Annotated in this window: 17 protein-coding genes and 1 other annotated feature; of the genes, 2 read left to right on the forward strand and 15 right to left on the reverse strand. The window is 28.0% G+C overall.

Annotation, left to right across the window (positions count from 1 at the left end):
• The 8 genes from FNZ64_RS08115 to FNZ64_RS08150 all read right to left on the reverse strand — a co-directional run bounded on the left by FNZ64_RS08115 (position 1) and on the right by FNZ64_RS08150 (position 6,539).
• A complete protein-coding gene (locus FNZ64_RS08115; RefSeq protein WP_142414293.1) occupies positions 1-1,068 on the reverse strand; it encodes an ABC transporter permease in 1,068 nt (355 codons plus the stop codon).
• Between the two features lie 178 nt (positions 1,069-1,246).
• Positions 1,247-1,786, reverse strand: coding sequence for a hypothetical protein (locus FNZ64_RS08120; RefSeq protein WP_142414294.1), 540 nt, complete (start codon positions 1,784-1,786; stop codon positions 1,247-1,249).
• A gap of 145 nt (positions 1,787-1,931) precedes the next feature.
• Positions 1,932-2,111, reverse strand: coding sequence for a hypothetical protein (locus tag FNZ64_RS08125; protein ID WP_142414295.1), 180 nt, complete (start codon positions 2,109-2,111; stop codon positions 1,932-1,934).
• 257 nt (positions 2,112-2,368) lie between these two features.
• A complete protein-coding gene (arsB, locus tag FNZ64_RS08130) occupies positions 2,369-3,427 on the reverse strand; it encodes an ACR3 family arsenite efflux transporter (protein WP_142414296.1) in 1,059 nt (352 codons plus the stop codon).
• Between the two features lie 34 nt (positions 3,428-3,461).
• A complete protein-coding gene (locus FNZ64_RS08135) occupies positions 3,462-3,878 on the reverse strand; it encodes an arsenate reductase/protein-tyrosine-phosphatase family protein (protein ID WP_142414297.1) in 417 nt (138 codons plus the stop codon).
• 54 nt (positions 3,879-3,932) lie between these two features.
• The gene (locus FNZ64_RS08140; RefSeq protein WP_142414298.1) at positions 3,933-4,271 is read right to left on the reverse strand and encodes an ArsR/SmtB family transcription factor; all 339 of its coding nucleotides are present in this window, start codon (positions 4,269-4,271) and stop codon (positions 3,933-3,935) included.
• 314 nt (positions 4,272-4,585) lie between these two features.
• Positions 4,586-5,590: a tryptophan--tRNA ligase gene (gene trpS / locus FNZ64_RS08145; RefSeq protein WP_142414299.1), complete on the reverse strand. Its 1,005-nt coding sequence runs from the start codon at positions 5,588-5,590 to the stop codon at positions 4,586-4,588.
• A 120-nt stretch (positions 5,591-5,710) separates the two neighbouring features.
• Positions 5,711-5,953: a binding site (T-box leader), on the reverse strand.
• A gap of 208 nt (positions 5,954-6,161) precedes the next feature.
• Complete coding sequence (locus FNZ64_RS08150) at positions 6,162-6,539, reverse strand: desulfoferrodoxin (protein ID WP_142414300.1); 378 nt, start codon at positions 6,537-6,539, stop codon at positions 6,162-6,164.
• Positions 6,540-6,901: 362 nt separating this feature from the next.
• On the opposite strand from FNZ64_RS08150, the gene FNZ64_RS08155 reads away from it, so the two are divergent.
• The gene (locus tag FNZ64_RS08155) at positions 6,902-7,189 is read left to right on the forward strand and encodes a hypothetical protein (protein ID WP_142414301.1); all 288 of its coding nucleotides are present in this window, start codon (positions 6,902-6,904) and stop codon (positions 7,187-7,189) included.
• A gap of 57 nt (positions 7,190-7,246) precedes the next feature.
• Here FNZ64_RS08155 and FNZ64_RS08160 read toward each other — a convergent pair whose 3' ends face one another.
• The 7 genes from FNZ64_RS08160 to FNZ64_RS08190 form a co-directional block, all read right to left on the reverse strand.
• Positions 7,247-15,856, reverse strand: a complete 8,610-nt coding sequence (locus FNZ64_RS08160) for a glycoside hydrolase family 94 protein (RefSeq protein ID WP_142414302.1) — start codon at positions 15,854-15,856, stop codon at positions 7,247-7,249.
• A 191-nt stretch (positions 15,857-16,047) separates the two neighbouring features.
• Positions 16,048-17,349, reverse strand: a complete 1,302-nt coding sequence (locus FNZ64_RS08165; protein WP_142414303.1) for a M18 family aminopeptidase — start codon at positions 17,347-17,349, stop codon at positions 16,048-16,050.
• A gap of 223 nt (positions 17,350-17,572) precedes the next feature.
• Positions 17,573-18,301 carry a class I SAM-dependent methyltransferase gene (locus FNZ64_RS08170; RefSeq protein ID WP_185903720.1) on the reverse strand — a complete coding sequence of 243 codons (729 nt, stop codon included), beginning with the start codon at positions 18,299-18,301 and terminating at the stop codon, positions 17,573-17,575.
• Position 18,302: 1 nt separating this feature from the next.
• Positions 18,303-18,860: a TetR/AcrR family transcriptional regulator gene (locus FNZ64_RS08175; protein WP_185903721.1), complete on the reverse strand. Its 558-nt coding sequence runs from the start codon at positions 18,858-18,860 to the stop codon at positions 18,303-18,305.
• Positions 18,861-19,077: 217 nt separating this feature from the next.
• Entirely contained in the window at positions 19,078-19,728 is a 651-nt protein-coding gene (locus FNZ64_RS08180) for an ATP-binding cassette domain-containing protein (protein WP_142414305.1), read from the reverse strand.
• Entirely contained in the window at positions 19,721-21,181 is a 1,461-nt protein-coding gene (locus tag FNZ64_RS08185) for a hypothetical protein (RefSeq protein ID WP_142414306.1), read from the reverse strand. The genes FNZ64_RS08180 and FNZ64_RS08185 overlap by 8 nt, the downstream gene beginning before the upstream one ends.
• 44 nt (positions 21,182-21,225) lie before the next feature.
• On the reverse strand, positions 21,226-21,714 hold the full coding sequence (locus tag FNZ64_RS08190) for a hypothetical protein (protein ID WP_142414307.1): 489 nt from the start codon (positions 21,712-21,714) through the stop codon (positions 21,226-21,228).
• A gap of 220 nt (positions 21,715-21,934) precedes the next feature.
• Here FNZ64_RS08190 and FNZ64_RS08195 point away from each other — a divergent pair, with 220 nt between their 5' ends.
• Positions 21,935-23,122, forward strand: coding sequence for a cation diffusion facilitator family transporter (locus tag FNZ64_RS08195; RefSeq protein ID WP_142414308.1), 1,188 nt, complete (start codon positions 21,935-21,937; stop codon positions 23,120-23,122).
• Positions 23,123-23,130: the final 8 nt, after the last annotated feature.

A 23,130-nucleotide genomic window follows, 5' to 3' on the forward strand; every position in this document is an offset into this window, starting at 1 on the left:
TCACCTCATTATTTCACATACTTCTAACTTTTCAGCTTTTTTCATAGGTATTTTTGCTGTAATTCTTCCTATGACTAGGCATAATAAATAAGCTATAAAAGATGATGTAATGTATATTTCTCTTCCAAAGGTTTTTATAAGTCCTGCCTTAATTGCTATAACTGAAATTATAAATCCAAGTAAAAAAGAAAAAGTAATTACTATTTCATATTCTATTAATATTCTTCTTCTTATCTGTTTATCTGTTCCTCCATAAGCCTTTCTTATACCTAATTCTTTTCTCTTTTGATTTATCCAATTAGTTGTAAGACTTATGGTGTTAAGTGAAATACATGTTACTATTAAAATTATTATCATATTAGCTCCCATAGCATTAGTAAGTAAACTTCCAAGGGATGAATTAACCTCTTCATTTTTATAGGTACTTATCCTAGCCAAGGGAAATCTTTTTCTTATAACTGCTTCAAATTTTTTCACTGTTTCTTTAGTGTCTTTACCTGAATCTATAGAATAATTACCACTGCTAAAGTCTACCTCTGGATTATTGTATATAGAATTTAAGTTAAAATGAACTACATAATCTAAAGTTGTATTTTTTTCTTTATATCCCATAACCCCTATTACTAAGTATTCTCCACTATCATCAGAAAAATATTTCTTACCATCTTTTTCAACACAGATTTTTGCTTTTTCTCGCCCAACTACAGCTAATTTTTCATTTTTATTAAAATCTTCTTTAGAAAAGTATCTTCCTTCTAAAATAGGAACCTTAGGGCTTTTATTCCCACTAAAATATACCCCTTTATATATCTCTCTTGAAACCTCTTTATACATTAAAATATTTTCATTTAGCTTTTTAAAGTCTAAAAAATCCTTATGATTTAAACCATCTATTAAATCTACATTACAATTTATAGTTTCTCCTGTGAGAAATTCATTGTTTTCTGAGGTGCTTTTCATAACGCTTTCGTAAACTGTGGTAGCAATGGAAAATATAAAAGATATGGCAGTAAAAGTTATAATTATAAATATGGATTTCTTTAATAGTCCCCTAATAATCTTAATCACCCCATTATAATTTTTTTATCCAATGACTACCTGTAACATTACTTTTATTCTCTTTAAAGGCAAAACATAAAGTCTTAAATAGGAATTTCTATACTTTAGAAAAATTAATCCTATTTAAAGGAGGAATTTATTTTGCCTCTTTATGATTGAAGAATGTATTCTATTACTAATATTTTATTTATTTTAATTTTTGTGGACTTGATATCCTTTCCCTTTCTAAATCATTTGTATAATAAAATTTAAAAAAGTTCTTCTTATATTTATTTAAGATTATAAAACAAATTATTACTATTATTATATTAGTAATATTTAAAACCCAAAAATATTGACCAGATATCATCTTTAAATACATCCCATAAAATCTGTTAATAAATTTTGATTTATGAAATATAAATAAATAATTATTACTATGTAAAAGATATTTAATTATTAGCTTATCAATAATATCAGGAATAATTGCTCCAAAAACACATATTAATGTTATCTTGTATTTTCTCTTATTAAAAAATATTAATACTAATAGTATTAATATTGATGTAAAAACACAATCTATGAATAAACTTAGAGGATAATTATGAGGAATTATATCCATAAGGCCATGTAATAAAATATTTAATAGAATTGGTATCCAAATATTTTTAATATTAATATTGTGATTATTATTTGAAATTACTGTAGATGTTGTAACCCCAACTAACGTATGATAAGTTAAATTCATGAAATTACCCCCTATAATATAATAAGTTATAAATCTATTACTTTTATTATTTTAATAATTAAACTTTCCTGAAACCATTACCCCAGTATTCTAATCATCATAAATATTTGTAATTCTTAACTCATATTTATCAGAAATTGTAGGACTAAAATGCCAATCCTGTACTTTGAGTTCCATACTTAACAATTGATTTTGCCGTACTTCCAGAAGAATTAATTAAACTATATCTTCCCCCTAAATTACTACCTTTATATAAGTTTTGGTAAGCATATATTGTATTTTTCCTATAGAAAACCCATGCTAATGTTTTTCTGTATTGTATCATATTTCACTATTTATTAGAATATATTTCGCAATGCATATTATTACAAAATTAGACTTAAAACTACTTTATATAATTTTATATAGAAATTATAAATAAAAAACTTGCAAAGTTATATGTGAATATAAGGTTTGAGTTTTACTCTACTTCTTATATCTTAAACATATAATCTGCAAGTTAATATTATGAATATTGCTATGAATCTTGTTATAGCTAAAAGTTTCTAGTTTCTTTATAATTTTGCTAAAGAATTCATTATTTTATTTATTATCAAATCTTCCTCTTGTGTTATTTGCAATCTTAACAAGAGTAAGCATTATTGGTACTTCTGTTAAAACCCCTACCACCGTAGCAAGTGCTGCTCCTGATTTTAAACCAAATAATGATATTGCCACTGCAACTGCTAATTCAAAGAAATTACTTGCTCCTATCATTGCTGCTGGTGCTGCCATACTATGTGGTAGTTTCCAAAATTTTGACCATCCATAAGCAATTCCAAATATTAAGAATGTCTGTATGGTAAGAGGTATAGCAATTAATAAAATATGCAGTGGATTATTTATTATAATCTCCCCTTGGAATGAAAATATAATAATTAAGGTTAATAGCAGTCCTATAATTGTTAGATTATCAAACTTCTTTAAAAACACATTGTTAAAATACTCTATTCCTTTTTTATTTATAATGGATTTTCTAGTTAAATATCCTGCTGTAAGTGGTATTACTACAAATAATATAGTTGATAATATCAATGTTCCATAAGGTACTATAACATTACTTACACCCAATAAAAATGCTACAATAGGGGTAAATGCAATCAATATAATCAAATCATTTACTGCAACTTGAACTAATGTATATGCTGGGTCTCCTTTTGTAAGATAACTCCATACAAAAACCATTGCTGTACATGGTGCTGCCCCAAGAAGTACTGCTCCTGCTAAATACTCTGTGGCAAGATTCGCTGGAATAAGTGCTTTAAACACACCTTTAAAGAAAAATGCTGCTATAAGATACATTGTAAATGGTTTTATAAGCCAGTTAGTAACACATGTGACTATTAACCCTTTAGGTTTTTTTGTTACGCCAACTATACTATTAAAATCGATTTTTAACATCATTGGATATATCATAAGCCAAATTAAAATAGCAACTGGAATTGAAACATTATAATATTCAAACTTGTTTAAAGTCTTTGGAACTATTGATGCAAATTGTCCAATAAGTATTCCAATTATAATACAAAGTCCTACCCATACTGTAAGATATTTTTCAAAAAATCCCAGTCCTTTGTTTTGATCTTTTTTTTGAAAATCCATAATTACTCCTCCTATTTTTAATATAAGCTAACTATTATTCATTTAAATTAATTTCTTTATTTTTTATTCTTTTTGCTAAATCTTTAATATTTTCTTCAATAGCCTTTGCTACTTTAATAAACTCTTCATCACTTTTATCTGTAGGATCTTCTAATCCCCAATCTTCTGTATGCTTTGCTGATAAAACCGGACATACAACATTACATCCCATTTTTATAACAATATCAACTTCGGGTATATCCTTTAATAATTTAGATGTATGAATCTCATTCATATTAACTTCATACACCTGTTTTATAATTCTTACTGCATCTTGATTTATTTTAGGTTTAGTCTCTGTTCCTGCTGAATAAGAATCAAAAGTATCAGAGGCAAATAACCTTCCTAGTGCTTCTGCCATTTGGGATCTACAAGAATTGTGAACACATATAAATGCTACTCTAGGTTTCATAAAAGCACTTCCTTTAACTTATTATTTTGAAAATCATAATTTAACTTTTTTAAATTAATGACAAGTAAATCCACTCATCTTATGTTTTTTCAATTTCTCATAATCTTTATTACATTGTTCTAACTTAAGAGTTTCATTCTCAATAATATCTTTTAAGAATGGATATTCTTGAATTGTATTATTATTAATTTTGTAATATACATACTTAGCAACTTTATAATATTCTAGTATTTTAGCATTAGTTAATTTGTTTAAATGTCTTGATGCATTAGATTGATTAATATCTAGCAAAATTTCTATCTCACATACACACAATTCACCGTCTTTAAGTATGTTTAGAATTCTAAGACGTGTTTCATCTGATATTGCTTTCATAACTTGTATTAAATTCAATTTTTACCACCTCGTATATGATTATATTCAATTTTAATCATATGATATTATATAATTTTTTTCAATTAAAACATAACTATTTAATCTAAATTTAACTTTATTAAAATATTCATAGCAGAGATATTCTTTTATAAATATTAAGTATCATTGTAAATTTTAAAAATTTATAAATATATCTAATTATAATTGTATATATTTCTAGGTGGAAATATATAAAGCCATAGGTTGGTGAATATTTTTTATACTCCAACCTACGGCTTTTGAAAAACTTTTTATTTGAACAAAATTTTTATTATGTTTAGAAAGGTCTTTAATTACTTAGCCACAGGAATAAATCCCATTTTCTTTTGCATTTTTCTTAAAATCTTTCTAGATACATAAGTTGCTTTTTCAGCACCTTTTTTATAAATTTCTTCTAGGTATTTTTTATCTTCTAAAAGTTCTTTTATTTTATTTTGAATTGGTTCTAGTTCGCTGATTATAGCTTCTGCTACGTCATTTTTAAATTCAGCATAGCCTAAGTCTTTATACTTTTCTTCAATTTCTTCTATGGTCATACCTGTTATTACACTTAAAATTGTAATCAAATTTTTAACTCCAAGTTGTTCTTCTGTATATTTTACTTTTCCAATACTATCTGTAACAGCACGATTTATTTTCTTCCTTATAACCTCTGGTGGATCCATTATAAGTATATATGAATTAGGATTCTCAGCAGACTTTGACATTTTTTTAGTTGGTTCTTGAAGATCCATGATTTTAGCTCCTGAGTCTGATATATATGGCTCTGGAATTGTAAATGTTGGACTATATAAGTTGTTAAATCTTTGAGCTAAGTCTCTTGTTAACTCTAAATGTTGTTTTTGATCTTTTCCTACTGGCACTAAGTCTGCATTATATAGTAATATATCAGCTGCCATTAATACGGGATAAGTTAATAATCCTGCACTAACTGATTCTCCATAACGCTGAGATTTATCCTTATACTGTGTCATTCTAAATAATTCACCTATATAAGTGTTGCAATTTAATAACCAAGCTGCCTCTGCATGAGTTGATACATGTGATTGAATAAATATAGTATTTTTTTCTGGGTCTATACCTGATGCTATATATGTTGCTAGAACTTCTAAGGTTCTTCTTCTTAAATCCTTTGGTTCTTGTTTTACTGTTATAGCATGTAAATCAACCACACAATAATAACAGTCATATTCCTCTTGTAATTTAACCCAGTTTTTTATAGCTCCTAAATAATTTCCTAAGGTTAAATTTCCTGAAGGTTGTATTCCACTGAATATTACCTTTTTCTTTTCTTCCATTTTAAACACACTCCTTAAATTATGTAATAATGTCTTATGCCATAACCATTGTTCTGGTTCTCCAAGCTTATTGAAGTAAGATTAATATTTTTGAATATTAAAAAGCCCTATGGTATAAAACCATAGGACGTAATTTTTACGTGGTGCCACCTAATTTTAAGAATAATAAATTTAAAATATTATTCTCCTCATTAATATAAAACCTAATACTTTTATAACGTAAAGCTAACGTATAAAGCTACTATATTTTCACTTTATATTCTCGGAGTCCCACTTTAGTCTAATCATAACTGCCATACTCTCACCCTCTATGACTCTCTGTAAATCTGTTTTTAGACCTACTCTTCTCTTCACAGAATTTATATATCTTTTAATAATTTTATTTAATATATAATATGCCTTTTTAATAATATTGTCAAGGGGGTGAATAACTCTTAACAGGCCTAAAATATCACACCCTATAGGACTTTCACGGAATAGATTATGGTCATGCTGGGCGCACAAAAATAAGGAGAGCCTAGCCCTCCTTTAAAGTCAGAAATTATTATTGCTTTTTTATATGTTTATATTTCTATTTTGAAGCCCATAATCCGTGTAGATTACAATATTCTCTTACTAGTATAACTTCTTCTTCAATTAAGAATATAGCTTCTGGTTTTTCACCTGCTTTTAAATATTTTCTATAAACTTTATTTGCTGTATGAGCTTCTATCCATTCGATATGGTGCTCTTCGCCCATTGGATGTTCAACTTCTCCTACAGTTACTTTAATTCCGCCTTCTATTTTTTCAACTACTGGTACGTGCTTTTCTCCTGCACCATCTTTTTCTAATTCACTTTTTAAAGTCATTGGCTTTCCACAGCAAACTAATTCGCCTCCAGCACCATGCATAACCTCAACTATATTTCCACAGACTCCACATTTATAAACTTCATGTAATTTTGTCATTTAAATTCCTCCCTTACTAAATATATATATTCTCTTATATAAATTGTACATTAAAAATGTCTTTATTGTAAGTTTACATTAAATAATTTTTAGAAATTTAACATAATTCTATTTATTATAACTAGTTAACACAATGGTTTTATACTAAACATATAAATTCTAGAGTATATTATATGTTTTCATATAAGGTTTATCTTTAAATAAATTATATCATATAAGTTTTAAATTTTCAAGTATTATTATTAATTAATAATAACTATTGATAAAATATTAAATAAAGTACACACTCTGTTTATCCTTATTGATAATTTAATTGTTTACGTGGAATACTAATTCTAGTTATTAAAAGAAGGAGGGATATTATGAAAAATTCTAAAGAAAATTTATCTTATGGTCCTGAAAAGAGAGATTTCATGGAAGCACCACAAAAGGAAGTAAAGTCATATTCACCCAAAAAAGATTATACTTTGCTTCCTGATAATGTTACAGATAGAATTGCAGTAAATAACATAGCCTATCAAGAATTTGACTACACTTATGGTGATGTAGAACATGATGAACTTCACGATTTAGCTGGTGTAGAATTTAAAGAAACTAAAGAAAAACCCCTTAAAGAAAAGAATCACCAAGATCCTAATATGAAATACTAAATTTTTTCTTATTAAAAAACTGTCTTAAGCTATTTTGCCTAAGACAGTTTTTATTTTTTAGATTGTAACCTCTATTATATGTTCCTTAGAGTCATTACTATAAGGTATAATATTTTCTTTTAAAGGAACTCCATCCATTAATATTCCTTTTTCCTCTCCCCTTAAAACCTTAATTTTATATAAGGTTTTATCTTTTTTATATATAATTTCATATTCATTCCACTGTTTTGGAATACATGGGTCTATGGTAAAGCCTTTTTTCTCAAGTAATTTTAATCCTAAGATGCCTTCTATGGCAACTCTATACATCCAAGATGAGGTTCCAGTATACCAGCTCCAACCTCCTCTGCCTATATGAGGTTCTACACCGTAAACATCTGCTGTCATTACAAAGGGTTCTGTCTTGTAAATTTCGCATTTTTCCTTACTATCTGTATGCTTTATAGGATTAATCATATTAAATAATTTAAGGGCATTTTCTTGTTTTTTTAGTTTGCACATAGCTAATATGACCCAGGTGGAGGCATGGGTATATTGCCCTCCATTTTCCCTAACACCTCTTACATATCCTTTTATATAACCTGGTTCTAAATCTGAACTATAAAAAGGTGGTGTTAATAAAAGTATCAATCCTTCTTCTTCTTTTATTAGATATTTTTCTAAGGACTCTATTGCCTTTTCTACTTTTTCCTTCTCTCCACCATCAGAAATTACAGACCAAGATTGTGATAGGGAGTCAATTTTGCACTCCTTATTTTCTTTTGATCCTAATGGAGTACCATCATCAAAGTAAGCTCTTCTATACCATTCTCCATCCCATGCATTTTTATTTATATTTTCCTTTATAAACTCTTTTGACTCTTCATATTTTTCTGCTCTTTCAATATCATTTTTATATCTACAGATTTTTATAAAATCCTTTAATATGGAATATAAAAACCAACCAAGCCATACACTTTCGCCCTTACCCTTATTACCAACTGTACTCATTCCATCATTCCAGTCTCCACTGCCCATTAAAGGTATATTGTGCGCACCAAAGTTTAAACCTTTTTCTATGGCTTTTATACAGTGATCATAAATAGATTCTTTCTTATCTGCAACTTTAGATATAGTATATCTCTCATCTTCGCCCTCTCTTAAAGGCTCATCATAAAGATATGTTGCTTCCTCCTCTAGTATAGAGTAGTCTCCTGTGTTTTTAATATAATCTAAGGTAACATAGGGTAACCATAATAAGTCATCTGAAAATCTGGTTCTAATACCACTATCTACTCCAGGATGCCACCAGTGTTGAACATCCCCTTCTATAAACTGTCTTGAAGCACTATGGAGTATTTGATCCCTTGTAATTTTAGGATTTAAATATGCTATAGGCATAACGTCCTGAAGCTGATCTCTAAATCCAAAGGCACCTCCAGATTGATAAAAGGCAGTTCTAGCCCAAAGCCTACATGCTATGGTTTGATACATTAACCATCCATTAACTAGGATATCCATAGACTTCTCAGGAGTATTTACCTTTATAGCTCCTAGAGTTTCCTTCCAATATTTTAAGGTTTTTTCAAATTCCTTATCTATACTTTCCATAGAGCTATATTTATTTACTAATGCTTCTACTCTCTCAAGGCTCTTCTCTTCTCCAAATAAAACCACTAATTCTCTCTCTTCTCCTGGTTCTAGAGTTATTTCACCTTTCATAGCAAAGCATGGATCCATACCTGCTCCTACAGTATTAGATAGTTCTTTCTTATAAAGACCTGCTGGATTTTCCGTATCTCTCATTCTACCTATAAACTCTGCTCTACAACCAGTATAGCTTAAATTATCTACTCCTATAGTTTTTAAAAAGGCATAGCTTTCGTTAAAATGCATACTATAAGGATTTTTAGCATATAAAAATCCTTCGGAATGATAAAAAGTAGCTATTTTATCTGATGTATAAGCTGGTACAACACCCATGACTAAATGTGCATAATAAGTTAAACTTAAGGTTCTCTTTTTCTTTTCCTTATTTTTAAGTCTTACTTTTATAAATTTTAAGCTTTCCTCCATTGGAAGAAACATCTTCTCTTCCCCTTCTATATTAAAGGCAGTATGAGAAAACTTAGAATAACCGAATCCATGAGTAATTAAATAATCTCCTTCACCTCTTATAGGCTTTGGAGTAATGCTCCAAAAGTCTCCTGACTCTTCATCCTTAAGATATAATACTTCTGAAGGATGGTCACTTACCCAATCATTATTCCAATTAGTTATTTTATTTTCCCTACTGTTTTCACTCCAAGTATAAGCACTTCCGCTTTCAGAGATATGAAAACCAAACTTAGGATTGGATATAACATTAATCCAAGGTGCAGGAGTATTTTGTTCTTCTTTAAGATGAATTATATATTCACTTCCATCCTTAGAAAAACCACCATATCCATTATAGAAATCCATAGTTGGAGGGTTTAATTTTTCCCCACTATGCTCCTTATGCTTATGTCTATTATTTTCACTTAATTCGCCATATTTATTTATATGAATTTGATTTTTAATGAGATCTCCTTCACCATCTATTACAATACGAGCCAGTGCCTTAAATAACTCTAAATCTTCTAAATTCATATTTTCTTTGTTTAATACAAAGATTCCTCCACTTTTATTTAGCTTATCTCTTCCATACCCTGAATATATAATGTCCATAATAGTTCTTTTTACTGGGTTATGGTAACTATTTTCCTCTTCATTTATAATTACAAGATCAACTTTTAGCCCTTTTAAGTTCCAATATTCATGAGCACTTATGATTTGAATTAATTTATCTATATTTTTTTCTTCCTTTATAAGAAGTAACACTATTGGAACATCACCTGAAATTCCATAGGACCATAGTGAACTTTGATTTTTTATTATGTTTTTTATATACTCTTCTCTTTTTTTCATAAGTGGAGATAAATAAAGTATTCTTGATGCCATATCTTGATATAAATTAGCTTGAGGAGATTTAATACCTAAATATCTCATCTCTGTTTGTGCTGCATTAAGGGTTAGATTATACTGTCTATTTACAACTGTCATATCACCATATTTTCTAGCTAAATATAAGACTTCATCCCTATTATCACTGTATGCAGTAATAAATGCTAATTCTATTTTCTCACCTTTTGGTATTGATACTTTTGCTTTTAAACTTATTATAGGATCTAATACTACCCCTTTAGAATTCTCCAAGTTTTCTTTATTTAATGCCTGAGGTTCTTTCTTATTTCCACCTCTTCCAATAAAGTCTACCCTTGCAGTTTCATACTCTATATCCTCTATTATTTTTGCATTTGTAGCTAGTGTATGCACTAAATAAGGAGTAGTTTTTCCCTTTGCCCTTGGTCTTCTTTTGCAAATAAGAGCTAGCGGATTATTTACAAATTCTGTAGTTATAAAGAGATTGCTAAAGGCTTGATGAACTAAATCTCCATCATAATCTGCTAATACAACTTCTCCATAACTTATTAGTTCAATTTCTCTTTCTTCTTCTCCTAAATTTTCTAGTGTAATTTTTCTTATTTCTACATCATCTTCACTAGAAACTATTACCTCTGTTTTACTTAATATATTTTTATAGTTTTTTTTGAATTCAGCTTTATCTATGGAAAAGCTTACTTCATAATCCTGGCCTTCCTCCATAGTAGGTGAATAAGTAGCACTCCAGTATTCCTTTGTTTTACTATCTTTTATATATACATATAGACCTGTATTATCCTCAGTAACATCTGCCCTCCATCTATATAAAAAGGTATCCTTAAATTTTGTATATCCACTACCACTGTTAGATATCATAAGGGATAGATTTCCATTAGATAAAAGTTGCACTTCTGGAATTATGGTGTTACCCTTTGTGTATTTTCTTTCAATAATCCTTTGCTTTTTAAATTTAGTCTCTTTCAAATCAAATTTATATTCTCTGTCATATACAATTTTATTGGGTACTTTTTCCTGAAGTAAAATTTCTATGGATTTTATTATAGGAATACTGTGAAATCTTTCTTGTAATATATTGTAATTTAATACATTGTCAATAGCCATTAAACTCATACCTTGATGGTGTATCATAAAACATTTTACTATTTGATTTTTATTATTTTTATTTGAATTATATTTTGTGTAATCTATAGCTTCGTAAAAACCATAAACACCTTCCATGCCTTCTTTTATAAGCCCTTTAATATTAATTAAAGAATTTTTTAAATCCTTTTGAAGGGCTAAAACTGTGGAATAAGGAGATATTACTAGTTCATTTATAAGCCCTCTTTTAAGACCTATTCCAGGAACTCCAAAAGCCTTATATTGATAATTCTTATTTATATCAAAGTTATAAAAAGCTGATTCTGAAATTCCAAAAGGAACTCCTCTATGCTTTGCATATTTTCTTTGCCCATATAAAACAGAATTATAGGTATTATTAAGCAAAGTATCAGGATAAGTCTTCATTATTAATAGTGGCATAAAATATTCAAACATAGTACCACTCCATGAAACCAAGCCTTTGTTTCTTCCCATTAAAGTCATACTTCTTCCAAGCTTAAACCAATGTTCCTTTGGAACATCTCCCTTAGCTATAGCAACAAAACTAGCCTGCCTTGATTCTGATGCCAATAGATCATAATAGCTATTATTTAAAGTCTTATTTCCCATATCAAAACCAATAGAAAATAACTTTCTCTTTTTAGAGTATAGAAATTTAAAGTCAGTGTTATATGCTATTTTATCTAGTTCTTCCCCTACAGTTTTTATCCTATCTATAATGGAAGCTATATAAACCCTACTACTTTTTACTGCATCTATAATGTTTAACTTAGGATTTATCTCTAATAAATCTTCCTCTATAGAATATAGTTCCTCTTGAATATCTTTTAACTTAATTTTTGAACTTACGGATATTAATCTTAATTTTATTGGTTCACTGATTTCTTCTTCTTCAATTATTTTTACCCAAGGGAATACCTCATCTATTTCTCTTATATAAGCTTGAATATCCTTTTTCACTTTATTGCTCCAATAAAGTGATTTACTTCCTGCATTTTCAAAGGCCTTATTTAAATTTTCTAATATATACATAAGAGTTTTCCTAAAGGCTATTATATCTAGTTCTGTTTCTTCATTAAGGTTTATATTTTGAATTTTATTTTCTTTTCCTAAAATTTCTTTTATTTCTTTTTTGCTTAAATTTAAAGTATCATTTAATCCTTTCTTTATGCACTTATTAAAATAAGGACTATTCAACTTTTCATTTAAAGTTTTTCCACATAACCACAGGTATCCAACTAAATTCCCACTGTCAACTGTGGATATAAACCTTGGATACAGGGGTTCCTTTGTCACTGTATTGTACCAGTTATAAAAGTGGCCTTTATAACTTTCTAAAGTATTCATAGATAACACTATATTATCTAATCTCTCTAAAGCTTCTAATAGTCCTATATATCCCATATCTAATGCAACTATATTGGAACTTAGAGCCATACCTATGTTTGTAGGTGAAGTTCTAGTTGCAAGACCATTAGGAGGATCTTCTTGATAGTTATCTGGACCTAGCCAATTGTTCTCTTCATTTACAAAGTCCTCAAAATAAGCCCAGGTCTCTCTAGCAAGTCTTCTTAAAATTAAGGCTTCATCTTTTTTTATAAATGTAGTTTTATCGTAACAAGGAAGACTCACATAGTATGCTATAAGTGGACTTAGAAACCAAATAGCACATGGTATGAACATAATTATGCCAATATAACTAGACTTATTAAAAGATAAAAACAGAATTAAAGCTGAAATTAAGCTACCGCCCCACATAAACTTAATAAAGTCACTTAACTCTCTTCCTACAGTCTTTTCTACATCAGCAGCAGTTTGCCATTGTAATAAATTCTTTTTACTTATAAAAAGTCTATATATTGTTCTTAATATAGATTCCACCATAACTATTGCCTTATGAGGAAGAAAGGCAAATATTAGGAAAAATTGATTTGTTGCCATTTTATGATTTTTTACTCTTCCTGAAAGGCTAAGTCCTTTCATAGGTGACACTATACTTTCCGTTACATCAAATATTATTGGAATAGTTAATGTTAAAAAAGTCACCATAAACCATTTATCTATACCATCTGGAAGTATATTTAATAACCCTAATATAATAATTAATATTAAAAAAGGCGCTAACATACTTCTTCTTAAGTTATCTACTATCTTCCATCTACTTAAAAGATTTATCCTCTTATTTGTAATCCAACTTAATAACTGCCAATCTCCTCTTACCCATCTACCTAATCTTTTAGAACTAGAATTATAGTATGCAGGATATGAATCTATAAGCTCTATATCACTTACTAAGGCAGTTCTCATATACGAGCCCTCTAAAAGGTCATGACTTAAGACTAAGTTTTCTGGTATTTCATCTTTTAAAGTTGAATTAAATACATCTATATTGTAAATGCCCTTTCCTGTAAAAATACCCTCTCCAAATAGATCTTGATATACATCAGATACAGCAGTACTATATGTGTCTATACCTGTTTCTCCAGATAAAATTTTAGAAAACAAGGTCTTGTTAGAACTTTCAATACTAACACTTACCCTAGGCTGCATAAGCCCATATCCTCTTAAAACAGTTTTTCCATCCTCTGTTAAATAAGCTTTGTTTAAAGGGTGTTCCATAGCACCTATAAGCTTCCTAGCACTATCTTTTGGAAGTATAGTATCTGCATCTAGAGTTATGATATATTTAGCTTTTTTAAGGTTTTTTATATCGCTGCTAATTACATTATAGCTAGTATTTTCCTCTCCTCTTAAAAGCAAATTAAATTCTACTATTTTACCACGTTTTCTTTCCCATCCTAAATAATATCCTTCTGAACTATTAAATTGCCTATACCTACAAAAGAAGAAAAACCTCTCTTCTCCATTTTTAAATCCATATTTTTTGTTTAAATTTTTTATTTCACTTAAGGTAGCTTCTACAATGTTTTTATCTTCCTCTTCAATTTCAGTTTTACTATCTTTAAAATCTCCTAAAATAGCGAAATAAAGATTTTTCTCTTTATTTGATAGATAATATACTTCTAGTTCTGATACTAATTCTCGTGCTCTTTTAACATTATTTATTAAGGTAGGCACTATAACTATAGTACTATTTTCTTCTGTTATACCCTCTGATAATTCTAGTTTAGGTATAAACCTTATGGGAGCAAGTTTTGTAGCACTCCAATTAAATATAGAAATAACTATTTCACTACATGGAATAATTAAAACTAAAAATGCTAAAATATATTTCCAAAGCTTAAAATTAAAGTCACTATCATAACTTACTTTTAAAAATACTCCTATAATTGCTATGGTTAAGACTGTTAAAGTACATAAATAAACCCTAACCCTATGTTCTAGTGGTTTAAATCCTATTTTAGAATTTGATTTTGCCTCATTACCTAGTTTATCTATAAGTTCCTTTTTACCTTCATCAAAGATATAATAACCTATATGTTTTAAATATCCCTCTTTACCATTAGGATTCTTAGCACATTCTAAGGCTTTTTTAGCTACAGTTAATTCACTTTTTCCTGTGTTTTTAGATATTTTTTGTATTTCATGCCTATAGTAATCCCTAGATTTAAAATCCATGGTTGAATATACCCCAATAGGATCTTTATCTAAAATTTCATTTACCTTACATAGTTCTTCAAAATTATCTTCCCAACTTAATGATTCCATTTTTCTTACGCTGTTAATGCTATTTCCAATGCTCATTTCATAGTAAGACTCTTTCTTATGGGCATTAGATACGATATGTTCAAAAGTAGTTTCTGATTCCTCTAATTTTTCCTCTATCCAATTGTAAATTTCTCCATTATCAACACTGTTATCCCTTAATAACTTTAATAGTCTCTCAGCAAAGAATGGATTAAAATCTACTTGTAACTTATATAATTTGCTTATTTCCTCATTTAATCTCTCTTCATTAAAAGCATTTATAAACATATCTCCAAAAAACTCTGCTTTATCTCTTTCCCCTTGTATAAAAGAAATTTTATCACAAATTCTACTTATATTTTGTATTAGAGCAATTCTTATCATAATTGGCATTGCCCATAGTTCTGCCATGGATAACACCGTATGTTTTTCATAAGACTTAATAAATCTTTTAATTGTAGTTTCATCAATTTGTCCCTCTGTATGAGATACAATTTGAATTGCTAAATGGTATACCCTTGGATATCCTTTCATTATGCCTTTTTCCATAAGAGGTAACTCTTTATAGTAACTTCTAGGCATAGCTTCCTTTATGCCCTTATATTCTTTTTCTATTAAATATAAATTATCTAATAACCATTCTGCTGATGATATTATATTTTTATTTTCTCTGGATTCCTTTTCCATAAAATTGTATGTACTAACTATTGTATTAAAACTAGAATCTAAACTTTTAATAAGATTTTTTCTTGAAACATTTTGTTTAATCTTAGAGTTTTCATGTGAAATACTTTCAGCATGTTCCTCTAAGTTTTTCCCATTACCTGCAGATACGAAATCTATAGAATCTGCTATGTCTTCTTCCTTATAATCTTTATATTTAAAAACTAATATCCCTAAAATAAAAATAGCTATAACTAATATTAAAATTTCACCATATAAGAACAAACTCATACTCCTCCACCTCTTTAGTAAAATTATACTTATGCTTAATATATTATTGCCAAAGTTTATAAAACTTATTACTGTTTTATATTTTTCAAGTGTTCTTATGGTAAAATAATGAATATCTAAAATAGAAAAACCATGTATAGATAGAGAATAAATTCCCATCTCATACATGGTTTTACTTACAATAAATTAAATTATATAGAATAGAATTCTACGAAAGATTTATATACATAAGTATGGTCATCTACCCCTGCAAGTTCTCTTATGGAGTGCATTGCTAGAGTTGGATTTCCTATATCTACTGAACGAATATTTATATGTGCTGAAGATATAGGCCCTATAGTAGATCCTCCTCTTTCATCAGAACGATTTACAAATTTTTGATAAGGAACCTGTGATTGTTTACAAATTAATTCATATACCACATCTGATTCTGCATCTGTAGTATAGCTTTGATTAGCATTTATTTTAATTACTGGTCCTTTATTTATATAAGGTCTATTTGTAGGATCATGTTTTTCTGGACTATTTGGATGTACTGCATGAGCATTGTCCGCTGAAATAATATAAGATTTTGCAAGAGCTCTAAAATAATCTTCTCTAGATTTTCCAGAAGATATTACTATTCTCTCTAAAACATTTGCAAGCATATCAGAATCTGCTCCTTGCTTTGTTAGGGAACCAATTTCCTCATTATCAAAGCAAACCATTACATTTGTGCCCTTTGAAGCCTTTGAATCCTTAAGTGCATTAATTCCAGCATGAACCATTTGAAGGTCATCTAGTCTTGATGCAGATATAAACTCATTGTTTAATCCCATGATGCAGCCTTTTTCATATTCATATAAGAAAAGATCAAAGTCTAATATTTCTTCTTTTGACACACCTAATTCTTTTGCAACTAAATTTAATAGATAGTTTCCTTTTTCTAACTCTTCATTAACTAAAGAAAGTAGAGGAAGCGTATCCTTTTGCTTATTTAGTTCTATTCCCTTATTTAAGTCTCTATTCATGTGAATACAAACATTTGGTATGATTAAAATAGGTTTATTTATATTAACTAGTTTTATTTCTGGATATAATATTTCTTCTCCTTTTAAAACTACCCTTCCTGCTATAGCTAAAGGTCTATCCATCCATGTATTTAAAATAGGACCACCATAAACCTCTGTATTTAATCTAACATAAGTATCTTCAACCACCATCTCTGGTGAAGGTTTAACTCTAAATCCTGGAGAATCTGTATGTGCCCCAACTAATTTAAAACCTGATTCCTCTATTTCACCTGTGCCTACAACAAATGCAACTAAAGCAGAACCATTTTTTGTTGTGAAATATTTACCACCCTTTTCAAGGTTCCATTTTTCCTCTTCTTTTAACTGCTTAAACCCAGAGTTTAATAAGATGTTTTTAACATTTTCTGTAGCATGAAAAGCTGAAGGACTTTCATAAAGAAAATCCACAAGATTTTGTGCGAATTCCATTTTATTCATAATACTACCTCCCCTAAAACTCTATTTAACAATAAATACTCTTTAATCAAAAAAGTATTTATCTTGTTATTTTAAAATATAATATAAATAAAGTATACTAGATATTTCGTAAATATACAAAATAACCTACTATACTTATATTCTACAATGAATTTTAAAAACCCTTTATAGATTTATGTAATACAATAAACTTTAATAATACATACTATATAATCACAGATTTTGCTTATTCATTAGCATTTACTAACTTTTTAGTGGCAACAATCATAGGTGTATGATCTTCCCCTCTGTATCCCATAAACTCAACTTTTTCAAATCCTGCTTGTTTCATTAAATTAATCTCATGTTCTAGGGTTAAAGGTGTGTCAAAATGTACAAATACATCTTCTGGAATATTATCTCGCTTTCTTCTACGATTACACTCAGCAAATAATAATTCCTCTTGTTCCTGCGTTCTTGCAATATAATCACATTCAATATAAGATCCGCCATTTCTTAAACTATCATATAATTTTTGGAAAATTATAATTTTCTTTTCTGGTCTAAAATGGTGTAAGGTTTGAAAGGATAGTGCTACATCAAAACATTCCTTTCCAAAGGGTTCAACAAAATAGTCTTTACAAATCAATTTAATATTCTTATCTATATGCTTTCTTTTAAGCTTATTTAACATAGACTCTGCCAAATCAATACCTGTTACTTTTATATGGGGAAACTTCTGAAAAATACGGTCTAATTCTAACCCCGTTCCGCATCCAATATCCAACAATTCCTTTGTACCTTCTGGTATAAGCTCTGCCATCCATTCATAGCATTCTTTCCATGGAGACATATGTTCTTCATAATCCCCAACTCGTAATTCAAAAAACTTATCCATTTCCTCCAATTTTGTATCCTTTGTATCTTCAAGCCACGCCTTAAGCCCCTCCATATATTCTACATCTTTTTCTTCCATTTTAAGATTCCCCCTTTAAAAAACACTTAATCGCATGTGTTATTAATTCCTTTACCTCTTCAGTGGATAACACTATAGCATTTCCATATATTTGTGTTGCAACTCCATGTGTATACAGCCAAGTATCACGAAATATATTTTTTGCACATATTCTAGAAATGTTATACCTAATCATTGTCTGTTTAATAACCCCTTGGTTCCATTCAGCTTGTAATACATCTTTAATACTCCAGGCTGCATTTGCATTTGATACAAACATTGCTTGAAATAAATTACGTTCAGTTTGTGCCATTTCTATATATGCTAGACTAATTGTTAATAGCTGATCCTCTGGATTTATACGCTTCTCCATAAACTCATTATAAAAATTAACAATTTCCGTCATGATATCAGCTTTACAAGCATCCATATTTTCATATAATCTAAACAATGGTTTTACTGAACAATTCAACCTATCTGCCAGGCTTCTCGCATTTAAATAGTCAATTCCCTGTTCTCGAATCAGTTCAAAGCCTGCATAAACTACCATATCTCTATTTATCTTTACCTTAGGTGGCATATTTCCTCCCCCAAACGCAACAAGTGTTGCGCAACATTTGTTTCCTATTATATTATACATATTTTTAAATGTCAAATTAAAAGCTTGCACTTTACATTGCAAGCTTTTTGCCGTTTTATATTCTTATTTTTAATTATAATTCTATAGACCTGAAGAGGCCCTACCTTAATTGATAAAAATTTTTCTAATTACATATTATATCCTTAATCGTATACTTTTAACTTAATATTATTTTTTTAATTTCACTGCTACTCTTAAAATTATTATCAAACTCTTGAATTTTGCCATTTTGTAGCAACAATATCTTATCACTTATTTCCTGTGCAATATCTAACATATGTGTAGAAATAACAATTGTATTTCCTGCCTTTGTATACTCTCTTGCTACATTAATCATGGCATCTGAGGCAATGGCATCTAATGAAGTAAAGGGTTCATCCAAAAGTATATATCTATAATTCAATAAAAATGACATAATAAGAACCAGTTTATGTTTCATTCCAAAGGAATAATTAGAAATTGGTTCTTTTATTTTTTCCTTCATTAAAAGTTTGTCTACAATCATATTATATTTAGATTCATCTATTTGCATTTTCTTTAAACTTAAGATAAAATTTATAAATTCATATCCTGTCAAATATTCGTAGAACTTCATTTCATCATGAATATATAATATTTCATCTTCATAACTACTTAAATCAATATTTGAGTGTAAATCTCCATTCATAAGCTTTAATAGTGTAGTCTTACCAGCACCATTTATACCTAATAAAGAGTATACATACCCTGGTTTAATATCAAAAGACAAATCCTGAAATATATTATTTTCCCCATCATAAGCGAATTTTAGATTTTTTATTTTAATCAATTTTTAAGCTCCTTTCTTGAAATCTAATTAATATTAAGTTTGCATAATATGCTATTGTATTTAGTAAAACTACAGCGGAATATTTTAAAACTAAATCCCCTACATTTGTAAATTTATTTAAAAAAGCTATCTCTACCATGAGTTTAATGCTAATTATAGTTACCACCATAAAAATTACGCCTCTCAGTTCCTCCCTCTTAAAATTATTAATATCTACAATTATCAAACACCAGTATCTAATTGATGATAAAAGTAAAAATAAAATGCAAAGAGTTTGTAGTAAACCATTTAAATTAAACTTTAAAACTAAATTAGTAAATATTAGTCCAAATATAGGAATTGTAGCCATTAAAAATAAAACTTTAGATTTTACCTCAATTAATTTTAAAATATCTGCCTTAACTTTAAATCTTCTAAAAATCTCCACATCATCATTGATTTTTAACATTTTAAGATTTGTAAATGCAGCTATGGCAATAAGAAATATAGAAACAAAACAACAAACAACATAAAAAACTGCTACAAAATAAAATTTATCTATAAATCTTATAGGATTCTCTTTTAAAATAGTAAAATAATAAAAAGTATAGCTAATAACTTGTGCTAGTATTACTAAATAAAAACCAATACTTTTTTTCCTTATGAAAGCGCTTAAATCCTTGAATAAAATTTTCCAATAAAAATTATTAATCTTAAAATTCAATATTCTTCCTGAAAAACTTTTTTCAATACTTTTATATCTATTAGGACTACTTGAAATTACATGTAAGCTATTTTTAACCAATCTTAATGTTATTACATATAATATTATTTCTATTAGAAGTGAAATGCTCAAAATCATAATATATGACTCTGAGTAAAAATTAAAAATTTCACCTCCTTTTTTTATGATTCCAATTAATATTTCTCTTGATAAAAATATTTCTAAATTAATAGTAGCAATAGCTAGTGCCACTATTTCTATTATGTATATAAGTCCGTATAATATATTTCTACAGTACATAAAACTAAAATACTTAATTGAAACTGCTAATACAATGTTGAAAAAATAAAAATTAAGTATACTTAATATACTCACTGTTATAAATGACATATTTCCCTTTGAATAAATTATTAAAGGGAATAACATTGGAACAAGTACTAATAGTATTACCTTAACCACTTTTAATTGCAATTTTGTTTTAATATAGTTATGCCTTTCTTTTTTCAAAAATACTATTGCAGGGTCATACTTAATTTCCTTTATTTCCGAATGAAGCATTACCTGTAATATAGCAGTTAAATAACTACTTAAATGAACTACAATAGCCATATAAGCATTACTTTTTACATCTATTAATATAAAAAAAGACAATATAAAAACTATTAATAAAATAGTTATAAAAGACTTTATTAAGTTTATTTTCTTAGATCTTTTGTCCAAATAATCAAAATAAATTAATTCTTTTATCATTCATAATACCTCATTTGAAAATTTTTATTTTAAATATGTTCTATCTATGGTCTCTTTATATTTTTTTCTCCTAAGATTGATGTAAATATTATTATTATACTAGATAGCAAATATTCAATTAATAGCAAGTAAAAATTTTTAATTTCTCCCCTATATAAATAAGATAAGTTTAATATTCTTATAAAAAAAGGATAAGAAAATAACAAAGCCCCTATTATATATCCTGTTGTAGGATATGCATTCAATAATTCTCTATCAAGTTCATTATCATCTTTTAACTTTCTAATTTTTCTATAAATCTTAAAATAACTAAATACTAAATATAAAATAAATAAAATTATAGACATTACAACAAAATCTTTATGATAGTGAAAATATTTTAGTAAACATATCTTAATTCCTGTATATAGTGCACTACCTAAAATAAAGTATTTAAATAAATTATATTTTTTAAAATCTACAATTACATATTTAAATAATACAACTACAAATCCAAAAGGAATCATAAAATGCATTTCTCCTGAAAAACCCATACTTTAATATTCCTTTTACATCTATTACATTCAATATTATACAATATATATAACAAAATCACAATTACAACCAATTAATCCATAAAAATTTTATAAACTTTTATTTTTTCTCTTCATAAAGATAGATTTATGTTATAATAAAAGTTAAACTTATATATTAATTTACCTATATTAATACTATAATTTGTATAGTTACTACTAAAAAAGAAAGGTGAACACTATGTTTTCTAAAATTTTAATAAAAAGATTCATAAAGAATTATGATAAAGTAGAAGATAGGCAGGTTAGAAAATCTTATGGATATCTAGCTGGAGTTGTAGGTGTTATAGTTAATATTTTATTATTTGCAATTAAATTTTTTGTAGGTATTTTTACTAAAAGTATAGCTATTACTGCAGATGCATTTAACAACTTATCCGATTCTGCTTCTTCTTTGATTACTATATTTGGCTTTAAACTTGCAAGTAAACCTGCAGATAAGGAACATCCTTTTGGTCATGGAAGAATAGAGTATATTTCAGCCTTAATTGTATCTTTTTTTGTACTACTTGTAGGTGTGGAGTTTACTAAAAGTTCTTTTTCAAGAATAACTAATCCTGTAGAAATTAAATTTAATGCTGTAGTTTTCATGCTTATGGTGTTTTCTATATTAATGAAAATTTGGCTTGGTTATTTTTATAAATCTTTAAGTGATTCTATAAATTCTAATACACTTAAAGCTTCTTCCAAGGATTCTTTTGCGGATGTTATAACTTCTAGTGTAGTTGCTTTTTCTCTTATAAGCTCAAAAATATTCCCTTACCCTATAGATGGGTACATTGGCATTGTGGTTTCTCTGTTTATAATTTATTCAGGTATATCCTTAATAAAGGAAACCTTAGATCCTCTACTTGGTGAATCTCCTGATCCTGAACTTGTTGAGGATATTAAAAATTCTCTTTTAAAATATGAAGGCATAACTGGAACTCACGATTTGATAATTCATAACTATGGTCCTGGAAGATGTATTGCCTCTATTCATGCTGAAGTTCCTGCCGACTCTGATATTGTTCGCATTCATGAGGTAATAGACAGGGCTGAAAGAGAGATTTCTCTTGATTTAGGAATACTTTTAGTTATCCACATGGATCCTATTAACACAAACTGTAAGGAAGTTGAAAAAACTAAAAAATTTATAAAAGATATATTAAAAGAATATAATATTGTTAAATCTATACATGATTTTAGAGTGGTTGGCGAGGGTGAAAATAAAAACATTATATTCGATGTGGTAATTGATTATGATAAAGATTTTACTATAGAAAATGAAAATAAACTTATAAATGAAATAAATGAGGATATTAAAAAACATCATCCAAATTTTAATGCTATTATAACTGTAGATCAAGATTTTCTAGGTGTATCTTAGGGCTGTCG

The organism is Hathewaya massiliensis (assembly GCF_902143515.1).
In the GTDB taxonomy this organism is placed as follows: Bacteria; Bacillota; Clostridia; order Clostridiales; family Clostridiaceae; genus Hathewaya; species Hathewaya massiliensis.